This is a genomic window from Bradyrhizobium sp. UFLA03-84 (assembly GCF_002289535.1).
Lineage (GTDB): Bacteria > Pseudomonadota > Alphaproteobacteria > Rhizobiales > Xanthobacteraceae > Bradyrhizobium > Bradyrhizobium viridifuturi.
This window is the reverse complement of record NZ_NSJY01000011.1, coordinates 35,582-60,381: the sequence shown is the minus strand read 5'-3', so window position 1 is coordinate 60,381 and position 24,800 is coordinate 35,582. Positions and strand designations below refer to the sequence as shown.

At 58.2% G+C, this 24,800-nt stretch carries 15 protein-coding genes and 4 pseudogenes; 8 read left to right on the top strand and 11 right to left on the bottom strand.

What is annotated here, in order from left to right; genetic code table 11:
- Positions 1–3: 3 nt before the first annotated feature.
- Entirely contained in the window at positions 4–615 is a 612-nt protein-coding gene (locus tag CK489_RS12640; RefSeq protein ID WP_245350344.1) for a 4'-phosphopantetheinyl transferase family protein, read from the bottom strand.
- Positions 616–2,310: 1,695 nt separating this feature from the next.
- Between CK489_RS12640 and nolL the strand changes: the two genes are divergently transcribed.
- From nolL to CK489_RS12620, 4 genes and pseudogenes are all read left to right on the top strand, one after another.
- Complete coding sequence (gene nolL, locus CK489_RS12635; protein ID WP_095732552.1) at positions 2,311–3,417, top strand: nodulation factor fucose acetyltransferase NolL; 1,107 nt, start codon at positions 2,311–2,313, stop codon at positions 3,415–3,417.
- A gap of 363 nt (positions 3,418–3,780) precedes the next feature.
- A pseudogene (locus CK489_RS12630) lies at positions 3,781–3,982 on the top strand (IS481 family transposase); the annotation flags it as partial.
- A 115-nt stretch (positions 3,983–4,097) separates the two neighbouring features.
- On the top strand, positions 4,098–6,467 hold the full coding sequence (locus tag CK489_RS12625; protein WP_244522135.1) for an NEL-type E3 ubiquitin ligase domain-containing protein: 2,370 nt from the start codon (positions 4,098–4,100) through the stop codon (positions 6,465–6,467).
- Positions 6,468–6,719: 252 nt separating this feature from the next.
- Positions 6,720–6,925 (top strand): annotated as a pseudogene (locus CK489_RS12620) (phage integrase N-terminal SAM-like domain-containing protein); the annotation flags it as partial.
- A gap of 73 nt (positions 6,926–6,998) precedes the next feature.
- Here the strand turns inward: CK489_RS12620 and tnpC are convergent.
- From tnpC to CK489_RS42600, 3 genes and pseudogenes are all read right to left on the bottom strand, one after another.
- A pseudogene (gene tnpC, locus CK489_RS12615) lies at positions 6,999–8,532 on the bottom strand (IS66 family transposase); the annotation flags it as partial.
- 69 nt (positions 8,533–8,601) lie between these two features.
- Positions 8,602–8,955 (bottom strand): IS66 family insertion sequence element accessory protein TnpB, encoded by a 354-nt coding sequence (gene tnpB / locus CK489_RS12610; RefSeq protein ID WP_050399869.1) that lies wholly within the window; start codon positions 8,953–8,955, stop codon positions 8,602–8,604.
- Positions 8,956–9,149: 194 nt separating this feature from the next.
- On the bottom strand, positions 9,150–9,278 hold the full coding sequence (locus CK489_RS42600) for a transposase (protein ID WP_283807268.1): 129 nt from the start codon (positions 9,276–9,278) through the stop codon (positions 9,150–9,152).
- Positions 9,279–9,331: 53 nt separating this feature from the next.
- On the opposite strand from CK489_RS42600, the pseudogene CK489_RS42875 reads away from it, so the two are divergent.
- Positions 9,332–10,417, top strand: a pseudogene (locus tag CK489_RS42875) (transposase).
- Here CK489_RS42875 and CK489_RS12590 read toward each other — a convergent pair.
- Entirely contained in the window at positions 10,341–10,904 is a 564-nt protein-coding gene (locus CK489_RS12590) for a type II toxin-antitoxin system VapC family toxin (protein WP_050399871.1), read from the bottom strand. The pseudogene CK489_RS42875 and the gene CK489_RS12590 overlap by 77 nt on opposite strands.
- A 1-nt stretch (position 10,905) precedes the next feature.
- On the bottom strand, positions 10,906–11,244 hold the full coding sequence (locus CK489_RS12585; RefSeq protein ID WP_244485968.1) for a hypothetical protein: 339 nt from the start codon (positions 11,242–11,244) through the stop codon (positions 10,906–10,908).
- A 1,763-nt stretch (positions 11,245–13,007) separates the two neighbouring features.
- Here CK489_RS12585 and CK489_RS12575 point away from each other — a divergent pair.
- Positions 13,008–15,086, top strand: coding sequence for a hypothetical protein (locus CK489_RS12575; RefSeq protein ID WP_095732549.1), 2,079 nt, complete (start codon positions 13,008–13,010; stop codon positions 15,084–15,086).
- A gap of 803 nt (positions 15,087–15,889) precedes the next feature.
- Positions 15,890–16,279: a c-type cytochrome gene (locus tag CK489_RS12570; RefSeq protein ID WP_050626597.1), complete on the top strand. Its 390-nt coding sequence runs from the start codon at positions 15,890–15,892 to the stop codon at positions 16,277–16,279.
- A 710-nt stretch (positions 16,280–16,989) separates the two neighbouring features.
- Here the strand turns inward: CK489_RS12570 and CK489_RS12560 are convergent.
- The 5 genes from CK489_RS12560 to CK489_RS12540 all read right to left on the bottom strand — a co-directional run bounded on the left by CK489_RS12560 (position 16,990) and on the right by CK489_RS12540 (position 21,556).
- A complete protein-coding gene (locus CK489_RS12560; protein ID WP_095732547.1) occupies positions 16,990–17,223 on the bottom strand; it encodes a type II toxin-antitoxin system RelE/ParE family toxin in 234 nt (77 codons plus the stop codon).
- Positions 17,213–17,491 carry a type II toxin-antitoxin system ParD family antitoxin gene (locus CK489_RS12555; RefSeq protein WP_094193724.1) on the bottom strand — a complete coding sequence of 93 codons (279 nt, stop codon included), beginning with the start codon at positions 17,489–17,491 and terminating at the stop codon, positions 17,213–17,215. The genes CK489_RS12560 and CK489_RS12555 overlap by 11 nt, the downstream gene beginning before the upstream one ends.
- Positions 17,492–18,506: 1,015 nt before the next feature.
- On the bottom strand, positions 18,507–18,923 hold the full coding sequence (locus CK489_RS40685) for a hypothetical protein (RefSeq protein WP_143278131.1): 417 nt from the start codon (positions 18,921–18,923) through the stop codon (positions 18,507–18,509).
- A 573-nt stretch (positions 18,924–19,496) separates the two neighbouring features.
- Positions 19,497–19,703, bottom strand: a complete 207-nt coding sequence (locus CK489_RS12545) for a cold-shock protein (RefSeq protein ID WP_050399875.1) — start codon at positions 19,701–19,703, stop codon at positions 19,497–19,499.
- A gap of 224 nt (positions 19,704–19,927) precedes the next feature.
- Positions 19,928–21,556: an acyltransferase family protein gene (locus CK489_RS12540; protein WP_095732545.1), complete on the bottom strand. Its 1,629-nt coding sequence runs from the start codon at positions 21,554–21,556 to the stop codon at positions 19,928–19,930.
- Between the two features lie 962 nt (positions 21,557–22,518).
- On the opposite strand from CK489_RS12540, the gene CK489_RS12530 reads away from it, so the two are divergent.
- The gene (locus CK489_RS12530) at positions 22,519–24,759 is read left to right on the top strand and encodes a tetratricopeptide repeat protein (protein WP_095732544.1); all 2,241 of its coding nucleotides are present in this window, start codon (positions 22,519–22,521) and stop codon (positions 24,757–24,759) included.
- Positions 24,760–24,800 lie beyond the last annotated feature (41 nt).

Sequence of the window (24,800 nt, the reverse complement as noted above, 5' to 3'; positions counted from 1 at the left end):
GTGCTAGCCGCCTGCGCGGTTTTCCTTCGACCGAAAAGAAACGCGCGAAGGAGTTAGTATCGATTGCTTTCGGGTGCCGGCCTGATTTTGGAGCGGCACGTCCACTTCATTCGGCCGCGAATACGCCACCCCGATTACATTCTTGGAAATAATTAACTCGAGTGAAAACGTGCGATTTGCCTTGGACACGTGTCCTGATCGCGCAAAGATGTCAATCTCCACGTCCTGGAACTGAAGAAACTCGCGATCCATCGGAAAACACGCCTTATACACCGCCTCTTTCAAAACGAAGACATCGCGCCGCTTGAGCGTGTGTAGATCGTACATCCGTCGCTCGCTAGCAGTGGCAATCAATGCGATCAGGTTTTCCGGCAGAGGTTCATTCGGCTCGATATCGATGCCGAGAGCTGCAATCTTTCTCGTTCTTGCAATAGCGGCGGCCGCGACCATATCGTGGTGCGCCCAAGATCCGACCACGCCCGTCGGCCAGATCGGAACACCAGATTGCGTCTTCGGAATCGCCATTGGTGGAAATCCCAATTGCCCAAGAAGTGTTCGGGCGGCTGCTCTTGCGGCACCGCTTTCGCGGCGGACTTTGGCAAGGGCGCGTCCCATAGACATAACTTCGGAAGAATCGGCTACACCCGAAAGGCCTACCGAGCCCTCCCGGCGTCTAAGGCACCTCAAAACTGCGTAAACTTCAGTTCGCGACTCTGAACTTCGATGTGTCCTGCCAGGAATTGTTCATTTGTTGGAAGGACGGCGGAGTACTTGGGCAAAGGATCGTCCTGACCAGCCTCGCCTCCGACATGGATGAAAGTGGGCTGCCATCGTCGGCGCTGTTTGGATCGCTGCCCGCCTGAAACATTTGTCAGTGATCAGCCGTTTGGGATCCGTAGTACTGCTCGAGCGAGGCGTCCGACGCCGCCCCTCAAGCCCCAGGAGCGTGTTGCGCTGGAGCGTCAGGCCGCCATGTTGGAAGCCATGCTCGCGTGCGCCCAACGGCGGTGCCAAGGGTGGGCATCACCTTGCTGCAACGTCGGCAAGCTGGACGTGGCGGTCAACGGCAGCAATGGAACCTGTCTTCAGGGCGCCCGTCGCCATTGGACGAGGATTGATACTGAGTCGGGCCTTCATGAAAGATCCGCCGAAGAACCGCACCTCGATGCAGGATTCAACACACGCTAGGCCGCTCTTTGCATGAATGGGCACCAGAACATGCGTTAGGTTGATTGTTTCCGATCCAGCTCGTGCCGCATAGCGAGATCAACGCATAAGGCTCATTGATGACTGAAGGGGGTTTTAGGCAACGAGAAGACATTCTCCCCGGAGACGACAAAGCATCCGGGGACGGTTTGTCAGCCGCGAGGAACGGCGTTTGCGTGGATAAGCGGCGCACACGAAACGGCAGCAGGCTCGGCGGGATGATCGCCATCTGGCTGCGCCGCTCGACCTTGCCCGGGCGTCGCAGATTCGAGCGATTTCCCTCACGGTCCTGGTTGAGAAACGATATCGGCTTAACCGAACACGTTGGACAATTGGCGATGGATCGAGCTGACGAGATGAGATTGACGCATGGTGGATGGTTTTAGCTGCGCCCGACAATTAGTTTGCGGCAGGCCACTGGCTGGTTTGCATGGTCAAATGTGATCAGCAATCGCATGCCGCACTTTCTTCGCCCGGGAACTTCCGCGCCCGGCAACGCGCATTGTGGCGAAGGCCAATAACGGATTCGGTGGGTACCCTCACCATCACCGCAAACCCAGCCAACACGGCTGAGTTTTTGCCCGTTGGATCGCAATAATTTGGAGGTTCCGCCGGCAGGCGCGAATCAGAAACGCCCGGTCAACGCTCGCCCATCATTCACCACGGTATCCCCAGCCAAGCGAGCTCGACAGCGAGCATCCACGGAAGCAATCACTAGATCAGGTATCTGCAGGGTAAAACTTATTCACTCGCCCGCACGGAACTGCGCAGTGCCGAAATGACGGATTCGGTTCATGCCCTGCGCTATGGAAAGTCTCCTTGCGATGCCTTGCCAACACCTCTTCCGCTCGGTGCATGGTGCAAAGTGCCCGCCGGATCTGGGAAGCGATTGAAGCTAGGTTGGTGGGAAAGAAATCGATAAACCATCATATAGCTCGTTTCGCCCTTTTCCTTTCGGTATTTATCGCAAAGTCAGCTATTGGAGTGCAGACTCTCCGTGGCAATTGTCTCCGCCGTCGTCGGACAGGATTTGTGGCGAGCTGTGGATTCGGCTGATCGGAAAAGTGTGCCGAGTTGTTGATACATCATGTAACAGCAAAGATTATGCCTGAGACAGCCCACGATCGCGATCTCGCTTTGGACTTCACCAAAGGAGTGCTCATCATTTTAGTGATCGTCGGTCACCTGATCCAATATATCCTCTATCAAAATGAAGGGTTTTGGGATTCGGCAATTTTCAAATGGATCTACATGTTCCACATGCCCCTCTTTATGGGAATAAGCGGTTATCTTTCCTGCCGAGCGCTGCTGGAAAAGTCCTTCATGCAAGCCATGGGCGATCGTGCGATGCAGCTCCTGGTGCCTATGCTGTTTTGGTTCTCTCTCCTGGCGACATTAAAGTTGGCCATGTTTCCCCGACTGGCGAGCGCACCAGACAACGTTTTGCAGTTCCTGAATGATTTCGCCGGCACCTACTGGTTCGTCTGGGCCGCGTTCATTTGTTTTCTTCTCGCTAAGACTATTTCGATCTGCAATCATTCGTCACCATGGGCCTTGTTCGTATCGGTCGTTCTGGTGGTCCTTGCACCTCTGACCTTTTCCATATTCCCTCTCATAAAGTATACGTACCCGTTTTTCTGCCTGGGGTTCTCATTTGCAATGTCGAGAGAACGGTGGACGAGCATGATGCGCTCTCACAGGCCGTTCTTGGCTATGTCCGTCACAATTGCGGCTATGATGTGCTTTGCGATCTGGAGCAAGGACACTTATGTCTACAACAATCTCGCTTTGGTCCAGGATTTGCGGTCGGCAAAAAATGTGCTTCTGATGTTTCTTGGCTCCGCAGCTGTCTCAGCGGTGATGATTAAGGTCCTGCTTCGATCCTGGAATATTGGTCGTTCAAATCGGGTGGTCCGCTTTATCGCCGCGAAACTGGGACCCAGCACGCTGGTGCTGTACTTGGTCCAGGGTACGGTATTCCGTCTCATGGATTCGATGCAGTATGGAGAATCTTGGGACGCCACGATGAGGTCGGCCGCTGCTGCATTTCTCGGGACAATGATTGTTGCTGTCGCGCTAACGGTTCGGTGGGCCGTGCGCGACATTCCTTATCTCTCCCAGCTCGTGCTCGGAGTGCCACCCCGCTCCTTGTCGGGCAGCCAAATCAATCAAGAGGCTCTCGCAAACCATCGTAGCTTGCGGGACTTGTGAACCTGCTGTCCATTCATGGCGCCCCAATCTGGGTGCCTCGCCGAAAAATGTTCCAGAAGATTGCGTCTTTGCTCCACGTAATTTGCTTCCCCCGAAAGGGACGGAGTAGGGACAGCGATGAGGCGGCTTTGGATGTCGACGCACGAGATGCTGACAAAGAGTTGTTGGCGAGCCTTACAGATCGTCAGACCTCGCGGAGAATATGCGAATTCTGGAAGGCTTCGCCACCGTCACGGGGCTTCCATCGCAAGTACGCCATGAAGTCTTTTGTCGATCGGCTTCCAACCATTGCACGCGTAATGACAGCCGTAATGGTGACTTCGCGCGGCAGTAGTGTGCAGGTCAATAATGCCGGCTCCGCAAGCGACCGTCCAAAGCTATCATTATCATCGACACGATCAGCTCGAAGCTCTCATCTCGCCGACTTCATCGCCTACAACTATGCACGGAGGCTAAAGACCCTGAAGGCCCTCACGCCTTACGAGCACATCTGCAAATGCTGGACTTCCGAGCAGAACGATTCAAATCCAATCCGCTCCAGCAAATGCCGGGACCAAACACCTAACAAGGCAGTTATAATCATTCAGATTCCTCGTCAGCTTCTCGAAAGCTAAGCCTTGTAGCAAGAACGTGTTTATCTAGGTTCGACGTTAGCTGCTCAGATTTGTCAGGAGAATCGGATGGATGCGTTCAACCACCTCCACCCCGTCCCAGATGTCGAGCGGGCGTACGACGACGAGCTGGGACAGCAGCAGGATTACCCAGCGGGGTTTCAGCAGCACCTGAACCAGTTGCATCCGCACGAGCGCCCGCCCCAGAATTCAAATAACCTCAGCGACCGCGACGTTGTGTCGAACAGAGATGTGGATTTTTTGAGAATGCCGCACGGGGATCGCGTCGGACAAGGCACCTCGCGGTTGCCCTCGGATTCGCCCGCCTTCTCTGGACAAGGCGTCAATCAAGATCTGCTTTTTCCAGGCGCGGATCGGAGTGGCCAGTTGCCAGCCGGCAGTTTCAGTCTGACGGATAGTTGGCACGGTGTGGATGCAGCCGATTGGCCGACGCAAAGTTTCGATCAGGAGGAGCATTGGTGGGCGGAGCCCGGTGATGTGGTGCCTGAGTGGCCAACGACCGCGGCAATTCCTTGGCAGCAAGATCTCGGAGTATCAATCCTCGGCCGACAGCCCCGGCCGGGCGATGGCAGTACGACGGACCTTGAAGACCCCGTCCTCAGGCAATCGCGGCTCGACCACATCTTGGACACCTGGGCCGGCGAGGAGGGGCAGACGCAAGACGAAGACCGCCAAGAGGCCGTAAGACGAATAAGAGCCTGGGCAGAGGCCGGCGACGTCTATGCAGGGCTGGAGCTGTATGATCTGGGCCTGACGACACTGCCTGCCGCCCTCCCGCCCGGGCTCCAGTCGCTCAACGTCAGCGACAACGAGCTGGTGCGCCTGCCTGACACCCTTCCGTCCGGCCTCCGGACGCTTGGCGCCAGCAACAACCGGTTAACCGACCTGCCCGACACTCTCCCGACCGGACTCCAGTCTCTGGTGGTCGGCAGCAACCAGCTGACCGGGCTGCCTGAAACGCTTCCGGAGAGCCTTTCGACACTCGCCGTCTGCAGCAATCGGTTGACCAGCCTGCCAGACAATCTGCCGGCCGGGCTCCAGGACCTCGATGTCCGCGGCAACCTGTTGACCCGCCTACCCGACACCTTACCGACCGGACTTCAGTCGCTTGCCCTCGGTAGCAATCGGTTGGCTAGTCTACCCGACACTCTCCCGCCCGAACTCAAAGAGCTCGAAGCCGACGGCAACCGACTGACCAGCCTGCCTGACACTCTCCCGGCCGAGCTCCTGTTGCTCTTCGCTCGCGATAACCGGCTGAACAGCCTGCCCGAGACCCTCCCGACTGAGCTCCAGAGACTCCACGTCAGCGGCAACAGCCTGTCGAGCTTGCCCGAGAACCTCCCGACCGAGCTCCAGGTGCTCGAGGCACGCAACAATCGGCTCACCAGCCTGCCAGAGACCCTGCTGACCCGGCTAGGGTCTGGGTGCATGGTTTATGTGGAGGATAATGCGCTGCCCGAGCAGGAGCGGACGAATTTGGCGGCAGCCCTGAATGCGCCGAGCTATGCCGGCCCGCGGGTCTTCTTTTCAATGGGTGGAGGAACGATGGTGGACCAGGAACGGCCGCTGTCCAATGCGGTCGCGGACTGGTTGAAGGGCGAGCCGGAGGCGATCGCCGTCTGGCAGAACTTCGCCCACGAGGAGGGGGCCGCGGAATACGCGCTCTTCCTCGACAAGCTGCAGAAGACAGTGAATTATGACAATCCCGAATTCCGAGAGGCGGTGGCCGAGGATCTACGGCAGGCGGCGATCAGGCCGGAATTGCGGCGGCAGTTTTTTGAGCTGGCCTACGGGGCGAGCGAGACCTGCCAGGATCGCGTCACCTTGACCTGGAACGGCATGCAGACCGCACGTCTGAACGCTGATGTCGATGACGGAGCCTATGACGATCGGCTCGGCGAACTCATCCAGCAGGCGCGGGTCCTGTTCCGCCTGAACGCGCTCGAGCCGATCGCTCGTCAGAAGGTCGACTCGCTCGGGTTCGTCGACGAGGTCGAGGTCTATCTCGCCTATCAGGTCAAGCTACGTGAGCGGCTGGACCTACAGCTCATCGCTCCGGATATGCGATTCTTTGATGTTGCCCACGTCACTGAAGACGACCTCGCCGCAGCCGAGATCCAGGTGCGCAACGAGGAGGCGACGGGGTTCGCCGACTATCTGGCAACTCGCTGGCAACCCTGGGAGATGGTGGTGAGTCGGATTGCCCCACAAGCTCATGCACAGATGGAGGGCCGGCTCAGGGAGGCGATGGACGAGGAGTTTCCGAGCCGCCTTGAGCAACGGCTCGCCGACCATCAGCTAACCGGAGATAGCGATGCCGAGTTGCAATTCGGAGCCCAGATTAGCGAGGAGATCGCCCGCGAGATCAAGGGCCCTTTGATGCGCCAGGTGCTTGGGGACCGCGGGCTTGAGCTGTGAAATGGCCATCCTTGCGAGGAGCGTCAATTTTACAGGAACCCATATCTCAGTGACACAGCGTAACTGGCGGCTCAGTCTTGCAAATATCGATTCGTGCCGAGCCTCTGCTAGAGCAGATGGGGTTAGTTTGAATCGATTTGGGATTGAACGAAGCCGCTGTCGCGGCATGTAGGCAGGCATAGCAAGGATTGCCTTTTGTCTGAGAGGATTGCGGGTTTTCGAAGCCCAACCCTTCAGACAGGAGGTTTTCCGATGGCTGAGATCAGCCCACTTCGCCGCCGCATGATCGAGGACTTGACGGTCCGCAATCTGTCACCGGCGACACAGCAATCCTACCTCAACGCCGCAGCGAAGTTGAGCCGGTATTTCGGTCGCTCTCCCGACCGCCTTGTCCAGGAGGATATCCGCGCCTTCCAGGTTCATCTGGTGGCGACGGGATGTCCTGGCCGGCGCTGAACTAGATCGTAAGCGCTTAGCCGGGACCCTTATTGGGGCTGGCTTGACGATTCGCGGAATCGCCGCGGCATGAGGATCTTCGATCCTGCTATGAGGATGGCCGTCGATGATCGCCTCGAATGTTTCGGCGATGTAGGCAGCCGGGTTGACGTCGTTGAGCTTGCAGGTGGCGACGATCGACGCGAGCAAGGCCTAGTTTTCTGCCCCCATTTCACGACCGGCGAAGAGCGCATTTTTCCTGGTCAGGCAAACTGGCCGGATGGCGTTTTCGACCGGGTTGGTGTCGAGCTCGAGGCGCCCGTCTTCGAGGAAGCGGGTCAGCCCCTGCCAGTGATTCAGCGCATAGCGGATGTCTTCGGCAAGTGTCGAGCCGCTGGAGATCATCGACAGCTGGTTCTCGAACCACATTTTCAAAGCGGCGACGAGAGCCAACGAATGCTCCTTTCGCGCGGCGAGCCGGATGTCCGGCGATACACCGCGCACCATGGCTTCGATGGCATAAAGCTGCGCGATGTGCCGAACGGCGGCTTCGGCAATCGGCGACTTGCTGTTGCGTACCAATTTGACGAAGCGCCGGCGCAAATGCTCCAGCAATGCACGAGCGTCCATGGCCCTTGCGGTCGAACGACTTCGTTCAACCGATCATACCCGTCATAGGCGTCGCATTGCAGGTAGCGTCCGCCAAAGCCGTTCAGGAACTGCTCAGCAAAGGCACCGCTGCGACCGGGGGCATATCGGAACAGCACGATCGGCGGACTTGGACCGCTGTGGCCGCGGTCGTCTGAGGCGATCGCCCGGAAGTAGCCTTTCTTCGTTTGGCCGCGCCCGGATCGAGTACCGGCGCCTTGGTCTCGTCCATGAACAGCCGATCCGCCATGGCCAGGTGATGGCGCATGTGTTCCGCAATGGGCTGAAGATGGAAGCAGGCGCGGCCCGACCAGTTGCCCAGTGTCGCCCGATCAAGCCGGATGCCCTGGCGCGCATAGATCTGGGCCTGACGGTAAAAAGGCGTATGGTTGGAGACGATCACGTGCGCGACGGCCGCTTCGGTCGGCAGCCCGCCGGGCACGACTTGCTCCGGTGCGTGCGCCTGCACGACGGGGCCCGCGCAGCGGCGACAGATGTATTTCGGGCGGCGCGTGACCAACTCCCGCCATTGCGCCGGGATCACGTCGAGGCGTTTGCTGACGTCTTCGCCGATCTTCGTCATGGCGCCGCAACCGCACGGGCAGAGCGTGCTCGCAGGCTCGATGACCCGCTCCACCCGCGGCAAATGGGCAGGCAAGCAGCCGCAATTGCGATGAGAGCTTTGATCCGTCGCGTTCCGTGACCGGCCCTGGATCACCACCTCGGCTCTCTCCTGCGCGGCATCCAGGATGCCTTGCGCGATCTCCACGTCTTCGAGCGGCAAATGATACTGATCTGGTCGCAGCTTCTCGGATTTCGCGCCGAACCTGTCGCGTCGTAATTCGCCGAGAATGACCTCCAGCCGGCGTCGGGCTTCTTCCGGCGCCGCCAGTGCCCCCTGATGCTCGCTCAAGGCCACCTGCGTTTGCGCCAATAGCGCCTTAAGGTGTTCGTTTTCGTCGCGCAGCGCCGCGATGCTCATGCGCTATTTCGAGCACATCGCCGCCGCGTGTGCCACGTTCAAAATAGCTGCCGAGTCATTCTGCCGCAGTTATCCCGCCGTCTGCGGGCGCCGTGCTTCTTCCGGGCGGACCAATCTCCAATCCAGCCCTTCGAACAAGGCCGCAAACATCGCCGGCGACATGCGCATCACACCGTCCGCGATCGTTGGCCAAACAAACTTGCAACCTTCGAGGCGCTTGTGCACCAACACCAGGCTCGTTCGATCCCAGACCAAAATCTTGATCAGGTCCGCTCGCTTCGAGCGGAACACGAAGGCTGCGCCGCTGAACGGGTCGAGATCAAGCATCTCCTGCACCTTCGTCGCAAGCCCATCGTGTCCACAGCGGAAGTCAATCGGCCGCGTGGCAACGTAAATCTTCAGATCAGAACCGGCCGCGATCATCGTGACGCTCGCACTGCACGGATCACCCGGGATAGCCGGTCAGCATCTATGGCCGTATCCGTCCGCAGCACGACATCACCGATCGCGATCTCAAGCTTGATCGCCGGAGCCTGACGCTCCTCCAACGCATGGTCTACGACCAGCGGCGCAAATGTCGGCGGGGACGCCTCCCACGGCGGCAACATACCTCGCCGTCAAATCCGCCGTCGCCAATCGTAGATCTGCCGGCGCGTCGCTCCGTGCTTGCGCGCCACCTCGAACACCTGAGCACCGGGTAACAGACTCTCGGCAGCGATCCGAGCTCTCTCAGCTTCCGAACGCACACGACGTCCTGACGGCCCTTCAAGGATCTCCAGCCGGCTCACCGACCCCGCCGATGAGCCGTCTAAATGGACGTCAAACCTCCGTCCAACCCGGAGGCTTCTTCGCACGGCTATCCAGATCCCGAAGCAAGGGTTCTGGCTTAGCGCTTACTCCTGAGCGGACAGCGGCACAACATCAGGCCTTGTTACATCTTGTCGGTCAAGGCGACTGGTCGGATCAGCAAGCGTTGGGCAAGATCCGTGAGTTAGCGCTACCGGGCATCGAATGTCACGGAGAGATCGAAGCTTGGATCATCGATGATACGGGCTTTGGTAAGAAGGGGCGGCATTCGGTCGGCGTTGCACGGCAATTGCGGTCAGTTGGGCAAGCAAGACAATTGACAGGTTGCCGTGACGCTTCGCTCGCGAACCATCATGCGGCTTGCCGGTGGCCTATCGACTCTATCTACCAAGGGAATGGGCGACGGACCGTACGTCGGCGCAAAACCGGAGTTCCCAAGGACATCACCTTCAAGACGAAGCCGGCAATTGCACTCGATCATGTGCGCTGGGCCTGTGCGTGGGCTTGCCGCGCGGCGTGGTCCTGATGGACGCCGGCTACGGCCCGATACCGCTCTGCGTGGGAGTATACCGAACTGGGCCTGAGCTATGTGGCCGGCATCTTGCCAGAAACCCCGGTATGGGCGCTCAGAACCGGACCGCGGCCGCCGAAGAAGTGGTCGGGGAACGGACGATCTCCAAAACTGCTACGGCGTGATAGCAAACACCGACCGATTTCGGTCACGAAGCTTGCGATCGGTCCGCCAGCGCATGCTTGGCACAAGATCACGTGCCGTGAGGGCACGGCAGAACAGCTGTCTTCGCGTTTTGCTCGTGTGCGCGTCCATCCGGCGCCCGTGCTGGTAAACTCGGGCGGGCCCTCTCTCGTATTGAGGAAACAGCCGTCAGGTTCGATGCGTCGAGGTTGTTTGCCGATGAAGCGGTCCCTTCGCGCGATTAATCAAGCCCGCATCCAAGAACTGAAAGGTTACGTGTGCCTTTCTGGTCGGCAAAGTCGCGAACTCACCTCCGATAGAACAACACGCGACCCAGGGGTATCAGTTGCAGCAGGTAATCGAAATCCGCGACATTGGCGGTGAGAACAGTGAATCCGGCTTTTTGGGCTTGCAGGAATAGAACGCTGTCCTGAAGCGCACGCAACTTGTCGTCCTTCTGATAGCCCTGCAGCCGGCAAAGCATGCCCGAGAGGAGCGCGGCGCGGCCAACAATCTCCACATCCGGAGCAAAGATTCGGTGAGACGGCATGCTCGAGATTGAGGCGCCGATCTGCTCGATAGCCGCGCGCGTCCCAGGATGTTTGGGATCTAGCACCCCGACTGTGTGCATCAACTCCTGGATGGCGACAGTCGAGTGGTTGGCGTGCCGAAGGTCCAATAGGTCCGCGACGATGCTTGGTGCGCGCCCCTGAAGTCCATCGATGTAGACGCAGGTGTCGAGCAGAAGCTCCTGACCCGCCTCGGGCCTATCACCAAGGAACGGAAGTTCGTGATCGGCCCGCCTCGCCAGTGTCGCGCCAGGATCAAACCGCGCCCAACGAAGCGCCGCTGCGAAATCAAATTCCGCCACGTCAGAAGCCGAGCTTGAGGTTGGGGTCGACCGAACCCATCGTCTTCCGGAACGTCTCGCTGAAATTGTCGTCGAGCGCGAGGCTCGCGAGCGCAAATTCGATGAGATCCGTGTCCGCGGCGATACCGGTCTGCTGTTTCGCTCGCTGGATCAGCTTCCGGCTGGTCCGCCCAGCGATCCGCGCCCTCTTCTCTCCGAGCAGCCCCGAATGCTCTGCCGCGCTCATGACGGCGGTAACGCGCGAGGCCGCACCAACCCCGAGCTTACCGATCTTGGTCTTGTGGCCGAGTGTGGAACGCTTGCCGCGGGATGCGGGCTTCTTTGTGCTGATTTTCGGCATTGGTCGACCTTGTATAACAAATCTCGATTTTGTTTAACATAGCGCCTTCCCTCCTCGCCTTCAAGTCGCAAGGGCGGTATCGTCGTAGACGATTCCCATCAGGAGGCAGCTACCGCCCTTCCAGTAGATTTTGGCGCTGCGCGTGGCTTCACGGGCAGGCACCAAGCCCCCGCTGGACAGTAGCCAGCGAGATATCTTGAACGCGCTCGGATCGGCAGGGCTCCGGAAAGCTGTCGACGCCGTCTGAAGCGCACTCCCATGGAGGTGTAGCGAGACCGAACTTTGGACCACCCAAAACTAGAGTTTTGCACTTTGCTGCAGCGAGACCGAAGTTTGGACCAGCCAGAACTAGAGTTTTGCGCCTTGGTCACGTTGGCGGGCTGGTTGCGCCGACGTGGTTCTGCAGCAAAATCGGCGCTCTGTTGCCGACCCGACCAGGCTGGTGAGCCACCTGGGCTAAACCCGAGCGTACGGCAGTCTGGCGAGGCTCCGCCTACCTTGGCAGGATCACCAAGCAGGGCCGCGGCCAAGCTCACGGAATGCTTGTCGAAGCAGCATGGGCTGCAGCCCGTTCGCCGGGACCGCTGCGTGCATTCTCCAGCGTGTGGCTTCACGACGCGGCAAGCACATCGCGGCAGTCGCGACGGCGCGGAAGCTGGCGATCATATGGCATATGCTGACCAAGAGCACCGACTAGCTCTGGACGAGGCCGGCCCTGCTGGCGCGCAAGTTCCGGAGCATCGAACTGCGCGCTGGACTACCTACCAGGCATGCCAAGCGTGGATCGGCCTATGACTACAATATCCCCGCGAAGAGGGCTGAGAAACGCGCACGCGTGGAATCCGCCGAGAAGGAGTATACCAGGTTCACGTCCCGGTGGCGGGCAAAGCCGCGATCCCGACAAAGCAAGGCTTCTGCGACATAGGGCTTGTCTACAACATCCGTGTCGGTTGGCTTAGCGCGCCGCAAGAAGTCCAGGGTGACACCGCGCTGGGACCGCTGTGGACGAATGATGGGTTTCGCGCGCACATGGCCGACCGCACGTGCTTCAGCAACCCGAAGGTCCCCTCAATATCTCGGCGACATCGTCCTCGCCCCGCATGCTTGACAGCGGCCAAACCAGTTACAATCGGCAGAAGGACGGCTGGACGTTTTGCGTCGAGCTAGACACTGGCTCTGCCAAGCTGCCTAGTCTCCAACATCGTGGAGCGCCGAGCTGCAGGACAAGGCCGCCCCGTCTTGGCCGGTAAAGTGGGTCGTGGAGTCAAATCTAATCGACGAGATCCCTTAGCGAGCGTTCATTCTGCAGCGTTACGGTTTTCGACCGCGCAAACGAGCAGGTCGAAGAAGGCCGATCCTGAGAGGATGTCAGTTAGATGGCGGACCGGGTCTAAAACAGTAAACCAACATATGGCTTGAACCTCACGTAGCGTCAGATCGTAAGCTCCGAAGAGCACGCGCCATGCTCGCCGCAGCGGGTCATGACATCGGCAAGGCAGAATGTGAGCGCCATGGCGTAAACTGTGATGAGCATCGACTAAGGTGCGCGTGCCAAGAGATCTGTGGACGATGTAAACGTGAGAATGCGTGAAGCCGCACCCGCGACTCAATTGTCTTATTGGCCTCGCAATCGCAAACAGCTCGAGCCGTAAATAGAAGCAGCTCGTCCCGAATAGGATTGTACATGCACTGTTGCTGAACGTGAAAACCGGAACTCCCTCTCATAGACGCTAGGCGCCTCCGGCGGAACCCAGGAATGACAGATGTTGGCACTTGACGCGGCAATAACTGAGATTGACCGTTCTCATCAAATACGTGAATTCTCAATCACCGTGCTCAAGCACGCAAAGCAGCTTCGGCCGGCGGATCAAACAGCGTTCCTGCAAAAGGCAGCTTTGCAGTTCCAGCTTAGATTTGTCGAATGCTTCGAGGAAAACATCCTCGCTGGGAAATCCTGGGACTATGCGACCACCTGCAATGCGATAAGCCGGGTGGGCGGGGGTGAGGCTGGGGTAACAGCCTGCGAGCGTATTGCTGCTCGCGTGTCACGGCTTGATAATGCGTTGATAAAGAAGATCGGATTCAGAGCCATTTCACTTCTCGCATCATCCTTCAGTCGGCACTTCAGAGTGACCGAATGCTGTAATGGAGCGATCCGATTGGCCGAATTTTGTGGCGATCACGAGAGCGGATTCCAGGAATTGAACAGTCAAAGTCTGGCGTCGTTGGTGAATGGCTTCAGCAAGTGGCCGAAACAAGCAGCCTGCCAGCGAGCTACGGTCGTAATCGCGAAGGAAGTCATTCGCCGAGCGGGTCGTCCTGGCCGGCTCTCGGATTTTGCTCCGCAGGGACTCGCGAACTTGGTGAACGGTTTCAGCAAGTGGGCGGAGGATGCGGTCGTGCGCGAAGCCACAGGGGTGATCGCAGCTGAGATTGTCGACGGTTCCATCGAGATATCCGAATTCACCCGGCAGCATTTGGCGAACCTGGTGAATGGTTTCAGCAAGTGGTCGGAAGACAAAGGCTCTCGGCAAGCCACAATCGTAATCGCGGACGAGATCCATCGTCGAGCCGCCGGGCTCGGCGATTTCAATCAGCAGGACCTCGCGAGCTTGGTGAACAGTTTTAGCAAGTGGCCAGAAGAGGCGGCCTGTCGGAAAGCCGGGGTCGCACTCGCCTGTCAAGTCCTTCACGCTGGGGCCGCCAGACGCTCTCAATATACTCCGCAGGGACTGACCAATCTGGTGAACGGTTTCAGCAAGTGGTGGAACGAGGCAGCTTGTCGCCAAGCCGCAGTCGCACTTGCCCATGAAATCATGGCGGCTCGGCTATCCCATTATACTGAGCAGGCATTGGCGAACCTGGTGAATGGTTTTAGCAAATGGCCGCAAGAAGTGGCCGTTCGCGATGCCACAATTGCGATCGCGAGCGAAATCATTCGCCGTCCGCGACTCTCTCAATTTACTCAACAGGGACTGACAGACCTGGTGAACGGCTTCAGCAAGTGGCCCGAGGAGGTCGAGCTTCGGAAAGCTACGGTCGCGATCGCGAGCGATCTCGTTCACCACGACGCATGGCCTTCCAATTTTAATCAGAAGGAGCTCGCCAAGTTGGTCAACGGCTTCAGCAAGTGGCCGGAAGAGGCAGTCTTTCGTGAAGCGGTAGTTGCAATTGCGAGCAAGGTGCTCTGCCGCATCGGCTGGCTGTCCAATTTAGGGCCGCAGGACCTCTCGAACCTGGTCAACGGTTTGAGCAAATGGCCCAACGAGGTGGCTTCTCGCCGAGGGACGATTGCGATCGCTGAGGAGGTCCTTCGCCGCTCCGCCAAATTATCCGATTGTACCCAGCAAGGATTGGTAAATCTGGTAAACGGCTTCAGCAAGTGGCCGGAAGATCAAGCCTGTCGCAAAGCGACGGTCGAACTGGCGCACGTCGTCCTTCGCTCTGATGTCGCTCAGTTCTCCGACTACACTCAGCAGGCGCTGGCTAATCTGGTAAACGGGTTCAGCAAGTGGCCTGAAGTAGCCACCTTATGCCAAGTGGCAGTCGAACTCGCTCGCGAGGTCCTTCGTCGCGCCGATCGTCTCGCTGATTTCACCCCGCAGGATATTGCCAATCTGGTGAACGGTTTCAGCAACTGGCCTGAGGAGGCGACCATTGACCAAGCCGCGCTCGCACTTGCCGGTGAGGTCTATCATCGTGCCGCTCGTCTCTCGGGTTTTACTGAGCAGGGATTGGAGAATTTGATAACCGGCTTCTGCAAGTGGTCGAGAGAGCCGGCATGTCGCCAAGCTACAGTCGCGATTGCGACAGAAGTCGTTCGCCGCGCCCATCGCAAATAGAGGCTCTGCGACTTTGCTTCTCCGGGTCTGATGACATGGTGGCTGGTCTTCTGAGCGTGTACGAGAAGCTAGCTCTGCGATGCGATAACGCGATCGTTCGAATCTACGCGCTGGGGCTCGTTGGACACGCAGGTCTCGCTCATTAGTGAACCTTGCAAGATTGTTCCTGTCTATCGTCATCGCGGCTCGTCCGCCCGAAAATAGCGCGTCCTCCCCATCGCCACTAAGCCAGTTTCGCTACGCCTTATCCGTGCGACGACTATCGCGACGCTGCCCAAGGCTTCCAAGAAATGCGAACCTGGCGATGACGCCCGGACACCGCAGTGCTCTTGGCTGACCGATGCCGAAACCATGGCCAATGTTGCAAAACGCGAATTGCGCGACGCCATCGTCTGGATTCGGTCAGTGTCGAAATCGTCGTCGCTAGACGCGCCCGTTCCCTACGATCGCCGTGGATCAAATTTGTTGCGAGCTGCCCTCGGTTCGCCGTGCTGTCCGAGATCGCTAGGCTGAAGCGCGTCAGTATTTGCTGGGTTCGAGGCCGAGGCTCGTTGACAATCGCGTGCCGTTAGCTGGCAATCGAAGTTGATCGGGGTTGCCGGAGCGTGCCTTCTCTCCTGCTTTTGGCGCTTACGTCACCCTCAAGACCAGTTCGGGCTGCAGAGATGTCGTTCGCTCGGGCAAACTGGAAGACGGCCACTGATATCGTTGAAATAGCCTTGAATCGAATGCTACGTCAGGATGTAGGCTTGGGCGCGACACCAGCCTTCTTCATGTCAGGCAGGTGAAGAAAGGATAAGTTGATGAAGGTGACGATTCTCGCTGCTCTGCTGGTTTCCGCCGGAATTGGGCAGGCGAATGCTCAGATAGCGACGCGCGGACAATCGCAGTTCAATACCTGCAAGCCTTGCCACCAGGTGGGTGACAACGCCAGGAACGCCATCGGCCCAACCCTCAACGGGCTGATTGGACGTAAGGCGGGATCGGTTGAGGGCTATCCCTATTCAGAGGCCATGAAGAACTCTGGGATCACCTGGACCGACCACAACCTCTCCGACTACATCCACGATCCAAAGGCGACGGTTCCCGGCAATAAGATGGCTTTTGGTGGAATGAAGGACGATCAGACGATCTCAGACATCATCGACTACTTGCACACCTTCGATAAGGCGCCTGTTAAGCTTCGTCAGTGAATGGACGGGTCGGTCATGAGAACGTGAGAAAAGCTTCGAGCCGGCGGTAAGTCGTGAAGTTCGCGCTTCTCGGAGCGAGGCAGCCATGATCAAGCTTGCACTGGTGCCAATATTTCCATCGGCATGGTCATCCGTAAGCCGTCGAATACGCGGCGGCTTAGCGGGTGATCGCCCGTATGTCGTGTTCTAGCGATCGAGCACAATGGCGCCGATCGCGACAAGATAGCCCCTAATATCACCGGGCGATTAGGTGATGCTCTCTAGAAGGAAGTAAGCGTTGTACTGAATCAAGGCTGCGGCGACTGTAAGCTAACCATGATAGGTGGCTTGAAGGGGCTGAAGCTCACGCAGCTTCAGATCGTACATCCTCAAGCTTAGCGTTCTAGCAAGTGAATAGAAGGGGCAGAGAAGTGCGTTAGTGCAGGTATTGGACAAAAGAGATCCGTTGATCGTCCTCCATGTTGTGAACCTCGAGTTCCAGACTTTTGCAGCGACCGCCCCATTCATGGTCATGACTGTCTTGGCATGGATCGCATCCCTCGTGGCTAAGGGTCACGTGCCGAGCATAGCCACTGTACAACGTCAGCCCGCACTCGTAATCGTAAAATCGTAAATGCGATTGTGCGACGGCTGACAAAGCAAGTTCTCAGTCGAGATCCGCCGGCGTGATATCGCGAGCACCGTGCAGCAGTCGCACCATCTCAACGCCGTTAGGGAAAGGCTTCGTAAAAGAGTACGTAGTTGCCGACCGGGAAGCTCCAAATGCTCATACCCAACTCGGGCCGCTGTCGGCCCGCCAGTGGATTCTCGCCAAGCATCTGAAGGACGTTGCCGATTCGATCGAGCACGCGGTCCGCAGCGGCGATATTGTCTGATGCGATGAAAAGCCAAATCTCGTCCAGGTCGGTCTCGGCCTGGGGCCGCCTGGTGAGATTACCCGCCATGCCTCCCGGCTCTCAGCCGTTCACGTCCTCGGGCCTTAATTTGTTCGACCAGTTCGCCGGGCTCAAACGGCTCGGCCGGACCGCTTTCAAGGCCTTCCTGTATGGCAGCACGCAATGCTTCAAGCTTCGCCTTGCGACGCTCCTCGCGTTCTTCAACAAGGCGCAGTCCCTCCCGCATCACTTCGCTAGCGGTTGCATAGCGACCGCTGTCGACGAGATCCTTGATGAAGCTCTCGTAGTGCTTGCCGACAGTATAACTCGTGGCCATACGCACCTCCTTGCCTCATAATATATTACTTTATGCTATGCTATATCCCACAAGGGGTTTCTAAATACCGCGCCTCGGTTCTCCGGCCACGTGGGGCTATAGAAGGACGGGGGCAAACGGTTGGTAAGTGACGAAATCACTTGGTTCAGCCGGTCCGAGGCGCCTCTGCTAGCGCCACACCACCTTCCTGTGGGAGGCATGAACAACGACCAAGGAGGTCAGCCCGCAATGCCCTGAGCACGGGCCCACTATTCTGCGGCGGAGGCCAGTGCCTCCACGACGAGCCGCCGGACTTGTCGCGCCGGCGCCTTGAGATTGGCGGTAGCTGCGAGAATCGGCACAAGCGCACCACCGAGAAAGATCCCGGCCCGATGACTCGTAGCGCCATCTCTCAATTTTAGGGCGGGAGAATGGGTGACCTTAGTGCCGGCTGGTCAGCGTGATCTCGAGCTGATTTCTCTGGCTGACCAACGCGCCGTTCGTAATTGGCGGCCAGCTGCAACAAGCGCACCTTGATGAACGGGTCAGCTTGCTCGGCAAGTTCCCGCACGGTCCGCGCCCTCTCTCTACAAAACTCGTCGTCCATGACATCCTACCAGAAATTGTCTGCCTGATAATGCCAGTTGAGAAGCGGGACTGCATATGACCGAGGTTACACTGCAAGATATTTCCCCCAGTCCCAGCCCTTGGAAGCAAGATGTTCGCCTCATTTAGCAACAAGGGTCGGCGTGTCCTTGCCCTTTCCGCCAGGCGACTTTGCACGGGCAGGTCCTGTTCGGCGGAACGACCACTGTGAACCGCTCAGAAAGCGGCGAGGAGATCGCCCTTCAATGCCCCGCTCCTCTCCTCTGAGGCCTCCAGGTCCAGCACAGTGACAGGAGCCAAATCTGTCATGACATTATTGAGCAACAGATCACGCGCAGGGCTTTCTCCATCCGGATGGCATTTTTGCCAAGTTAAGCGCCGCGCGCCTCGCCCCCGGTGCGGGTGACAGTTAAGTTAAGACAACCCTGCTTCATGCTGTTCGTCGACTGGATCGACCTTTCCTGCGGCGTCGCCGCGAACTCCGATGGCGACTGCGGGGAGCAATAAGTGAATTTGTTGGATCGGTGACCGCTTGCACAGGGACTTCGCTGGATGAGGGATCGATGGTCGATCGAAGCGGCTCTCTTCGAGCGGCGACCGCCCTTTCGAGTGCAGACAGGAATTGCCGCCCCTCTTGTGTAATTTCCCAGCCGAGAGCATCGCGAAAGACAAACTTTGCCGAAAAGATATTCAGATCCGGAGCATGTTCGGCCAACCGCTTCATGCGATCGGTCCAGTCGCGGCCGCTGTTCATCAGGATCTCCACGGCGCGTCGGACTTCGGCAACAGAGGCCCGCCCGGTGGGCTGACCGGCCAGCACTTTCAGGACGGTCAGTTGGAAGGACACTTGCCGTGTCTCCGATGGGCTGTGTGTGCAGTTCCCGTCCAATGGTTCAAGATCAGGGAAACGTCGTCAACAACGTGCCGCCGTTAACCTCAACTATATTGGCTAACTACGAGCGCCGGCGTCCTGGGATTGCTCGCCGGCTGATGCGCGAGGAGTCCTCGAGCGGGCACGCTATCAGCACGCCGCAGGCTCGTATCGTCCATAACGGACGAACTCGCCTCGGTGCGCTCGTTTGAGAATCGACAGCACAAGCTTTGCGTCGGCCGGTGCAGCAAGTTGCTACAAGGTCATGCGCGGCGTACACTCCTGGCCCGCTGGGCAGGAGTGTACGGTTCGGACCATTCATGGCACCGAGGATATTGTGTCAGGTCCATACTGCTCCAAGGTGGGCAGAATCCGGAACTGCTGTGGCACCGGCGAGCAATGCCTTGAGTGAAGCCGCCACGGGGCTTGCGGCAAAGCCTCAGTCGGAAGCGACGGTCGTAAAGGACCGCCCGGCGCACCAGATACAAGGCATCGCCAGACAGGCGCGAGATCACAAGTTGCCGAGGGCAGCCCGGAGTTGCACGTCAGTCAGCCAACCCGAAGATCCTCGGCTGACGTCTTACCCGAGCGCCCGGCCTTGAGCTCGTAACTGACCCGAGCCCCCTCTTCGAGGGTGCTGTAACCGGCCTTTTCCACGGCACTGATGTGCACGAACACATCGGCACTTCCGTCCTCCGGCCGAATAAAGCCATAACCTTTGCTGGAATTGAACCACTTCACAATACCCATTGCCACGGCAGCATCTCCATCAGTTGAACCTTCGTGATCTAGCTAAGAGTCTCGCAGCCATCAAGATGGGCGGCAAAACGACGCTCGTCCGCCGCGACAGTCACGTCCGCAACTTTCTTGCCCGATGACTGAGATGTTGAGTCTTTTGTGCAGCGGCCGACAGCAACACCCTGACGTCGCAGATCCTCGCTTCAGGGGAGCGGGATTCGGATGGCCGTTCAGCCTGCGGCTCAATCATCGCGCGCCACCTTCTTACAGGAGTGCTGCAGGGCCGACGACGTAGCATCCGCATCCGGAGCCGAGCTGGAGTGAATGCTGCGATCTCCCTTGCAGAACCAGGCGACGGCAAACTCCTTTGCGCAATCCGGAGCAGGATCAGAAATCCGCACGGCATCTGCACGAGACGTACACTCGCTCTTACCATTACACGCTTCTGCAAGTGCATCCGTGGTGTTGCCGCGCGCCGACATCCAGCGGCAATTGCCGCCATACGTGCCGGAAACGACCGAAATGCCCGATTCCGTGATGACATTCCCGGCCGCACCCCGCAGTGCATACGCGGCCGCCGCACCAACAAGTGCGGCAAAGCCGACACTTCCCAATCGCACCAGGAGCCTGCGCTGTTCCGCCGAGGCCGCCTGATAGGCACCGCGAATTCGCCTGCGGGCCGGTACCTCGAAGCCGAAATGCAACAGGATCGCGGCGCAAGTTGCCAGGGCGAAAGCGAGAGCGAACGCACCGAGATGTCCAAGGAGTTGGATCGACGTTTCCCAACGCACCACCGGAAAACGCCGGAAGATGATGATGTGTATAAGATAAAGGGCAAAGCTGGCCTCGCCCAGAAAGACAAGCCACCTTGCTGACAACAGCCGTCCTACAGTGCTAACGGGATGTGCCGCCGCGACAAGGATGAGCGCCACCGGCGCCGCCAGGGCGATATTGTTGCGTGCAATATCGAACAGGTTCATGGAAGCCCCAAATGGCGACTTGTGGGCGGTAAACCAGAACACCCAACTAATCGCGCCGACGCCAACAAATGCCGCGATGTCGAGCAGAGCACGAGACGGCCTGAAATCCTGCTCCGACCACACTTCATGGAGCCTTGCCAGGCAACAGCCGAGAACGAACTCCCACACCCTGCAAAACGGCGAAAAGTAGACGATCCAGAGGATCAGCGTGTTCTTCCAGTTCGGTAGAGCCGCCTCTGTTCCATAGGCATGAAGCGCAAACAGGTTGATGCGGCCCTGCAACATGAGCACCGCAAGGTCGATGCCAAGCTCGATTGAGACGGCTCCGACGGCGCAAACAACCGCGGCGGGCACAGTTCTGATCCGCGCAAGCAGAGGGCAAACGAGTGGAAAAACGAGATAGAAAAACCACTCGGTGCTCACCGACCAGGAGACGATGCCGACCTCCTCGTACTGCCAGACGGGAGCTACACCGGCGATATTTGCGAAAAACCAGGTTTGAACCAGCCCGAGTTGAAACGGGACAAGGTGCGTTGAGAATCCTTCGGCCGGCGCCTCGGTTCCGAGGAGCCACGGCCAGACAAACGGTCCAGTCAGCAATTCGACGAGAAAGAGAACAACAAACAGAGGATAGATTCGCGCTATGCGCGCCACGAGAAAGTCCGGGATCGCTTTCCGCGGGCTCCTCACAATCGAGCTGCCATAGTTATATTGAATGACAAAGCCACTCAGCGTGAAGAAGACCGACATTCCGAGCAGGCCGAGTGTCCCGACGCTGATATCGAGTCCGAGGCTCGGTCCTTGCAAGAACACGCTGCCGCCGTGAGACAATGCGACCGCTGCCGCCGCGACAAACCGGATACCGGTCAGTGCGGGTATCTGCTTAACCATCGATGTCGCTCGTCATTTGCGAGTGGGTACAAATCCTGGGCGATCGATGGCGCCAAAGGCACGCAGCTGGACACGCGCTAAAGGCAGGGAAGACTGATCGCATCACGCGAGCGTGCGATGCGATCATTCAAATTCCACGGAAGCTCAATTCGGTTATCAGAGCGCTCTCGCACCTTATTGGTAGGCAGGCCAGCGCTGAAACTCTGACTTCTGGTAGGGCGGCTCAGATTTTAGATCCATATTCCGACCGGTTCTGGCCAAGCTATGTCCCCAGACTGTCATACTTGAACCGCGCCATTGTCTCACCGGAAGCCTTCCTGAATAAGTTGGCGCCAGCTGCTCCCTCTGCGAAGGGAGCTTGGGGCACCAGGTACCCGATGAGAGCCCAGGTCAAAGCAACATGCTCTCGTCTCGGGCAGTCTCACAACGGATACATGCACCAGTTCACGTCCTGTGTGGGGACCGCGAGGCTATCATCAGCCAGCCACACTAGGAGATTCACGTGCAGCAGCGGAGCTGCACAAGGTGCCTATTCTCGTGACACTCCTATTCTAGCGGCGAGGCGCATCCGGCCACCAGCCGGCCCAAGGCAGCCCGGATTGAGATTGCTAACTGAACGCATCGCAAACGGAATGGGCAGCCAATCCGAGCCGCGCGTTCAATCTTTTTGACAGCGACTGCCAAGGAATCTCGCTGCGGATTGGTGCAAAACTTTACTATTCTTGTCCGGCACGGCTGGCCGCACTTTCGCTTGGGCCTGGCGTGCGAGAGAAGGAAAGGAACACGTGATGAAAAAGAAGATCGCTGAGATCAAGACCACGATCCGCACCACCACTCCGTACACGGGTACGCTCTAGGTTGGTGCGGCAGATGCCTTGGATGCATCTACCTGATGAGAGTATAGCGGCATCGGAGGGTGGTCGTTTCGGCCACCCTCTTTTGCGACAGTTCGGGAGAGTAAAATGGTTGATCTGATCCAACAGCGCGTGGTTTCAGCCATATCAGCATCCGTCGAGCTCAGTGCGATCACTATTTTAAAGGCAGAAGCGGGCATGGCGCCGCTGCCGACGATCAAATCGGCACTCACAAGCTCCAATTCTAATTTCTCTATCACTGACGGCGACTGGCGGACCGGCGGCTATCTTGCCGGACTGCAAGCGCTCATTGACGCCGAACTAAGGTGGGCCAAGGAAAACAGGCCCAAACTGGTTGAGGCGGCACAACAATCCTTGAAGCGGCTATTCCCCCTCCTAAACAGCGACGCCTTTACCGTGCCGAAGGATCTCACCAATACCTCGAGCAAGGAGGAACGCACCCGATTCTATCATCATGAATATCAAAACAAGCTCCTGGTCGGACTAGCCGAATTCCTGATCAACTGCGCCCGACAGCTCAACGAGCGTCACATCATCGTCATCGATCGGGCGGCGGCCCTGTCCGGTTCGGCCAAGAACCTGATCAAGCTGCTCGTCAGGCTGGACGACGACGCGCGGCTGTTTCGGTTCGTTCTGATCGATTATGAACAACGGCTCTATTTCCCGGACGCCAGCGAGGTTCATTTCGGTAGATATAGCTCGCAAGAGCTGGGGCCAACCTTTGATCCGGATCTTCCCACGGAGAAGCACCGGCAGATCTATGAGGCAAGTGGCGGCAACCCGTTGATTGCAGAGGCTTTGAGCAAATGCACAGCGGCAGGGCTACCAGTCGTCGGCTATCTCGACCCGACCGCGACCGTGGACCTCTATCTGGCCAGTCTCAATACCGGGGAACGCCACAGCCTTCTCAAATCATACATCGAATCCAACTGCACCACGCCCGATCTGATCGCGCAGCGAAACTATGCAACCTTCGAGCCGGCGACCGCAGATCATCTGCACGAGCAACTGCACGAAGCGTGCCTGGAGCGCTATCTGGCAGGCAAGGCGCCTCTCGTGATGCTTCATGCGCTATCGGTACGGGACAAGTACAAGCGTCTAGAGCTGCTTGCAGAACCAAGTCAGATCCTCCAGAGCATTGGCCTGTACGATCTCTGGTTTGGCTACTTCGGGGAAATCTTCGCAGACCCTGCGCTTCGCACCTACGGCTCCGGGGATGCCAGCGTGAATGCTGCCTTCATCAACGCGGCTTTTGTGCTGTACTCACTCGGCTGCGGGCGGGTGTCGGTTCCCTATTTGGACGAATTCTACAAAACGTTCCCAAAGAGCCGATACACGCCAACGGTTCTGTATGCCCAGTCAATGACGTATGGACGCTACCAGCAGCCGGTCAACCTCACGGTGGCCGAAGAGTACGCGTTAAGGAACCTGGAGACCATCGAGCGGGATTTCAGGGAGCACGACAAGTACGACTACATCAAGGTGTTTGCAGAGAACGCCTATGCTTACATCAAGGCCAAACAGCAGAAGTACGACGAAGCCCTCGCGCTTTGCGCCGAAGGCCTTGGCAAGATGCTCAAGGCGTATGGCGACGAGCGATTCAAGCTTCACCAATCGATTTTGATCTACAACACCAGCCAGGTCTATGAACTCATCGACGAACTTCCTCGGGCTGAGAAGCAGTTGCGTGAGGCCATTGCGTATGATCCCTACTATGGAGAGTATCATAATGACCTGGGCAACCTGCTTTCGAAAGTGGCTGGAAGGGAAGCTGAAGCTCTGGAGGCCTATGGGCGCGCCATTGAACTTTGCCCACCCTATTATGAGGCTCACCTGAACAGGGCCGCACTTCACAGCAGAATGGGGGATGCCGCTGGTGCGCTGGCCGATCTCGACAGGACACTTGTCATCAAGCCAAACGAATGGCGAGCTCATTTCGAGAAGGGCAACATCTTGATGCGGCAGGACAGGCCTAAAGCTGCTCTGGAGTCTTATCTAGCGGCGGCCGAGATCAGTCCCAAAAACCCCGACCTACAGAGCAATCTCGGCCTCGCCTATTCCGAGCTTGGCAAGGCGCACGAGAGCATCGCACACTATGTTCGAGCCCTTGAACTCAACCCTCGGCATGCGCTCACCCACAACAATCTCGCCATCGAGTATTTCAACGAGGGCCGGCCGGATATTTCATTGAACCATGCGACGGTCGCTGTCGAGATCGGGGGAGATCCGGACTACCTCCTCACCCGCGAGCACATCGAGAAAAGCCTGCAGGCTGACCTTGCCTCGCGCCGGGACCGAGCCACTGCATCTTCCGCGAAGCCTATGTGAGCTTGCGGCTCACGGCACTCTTGCCATTCGAGCAGCGTGAG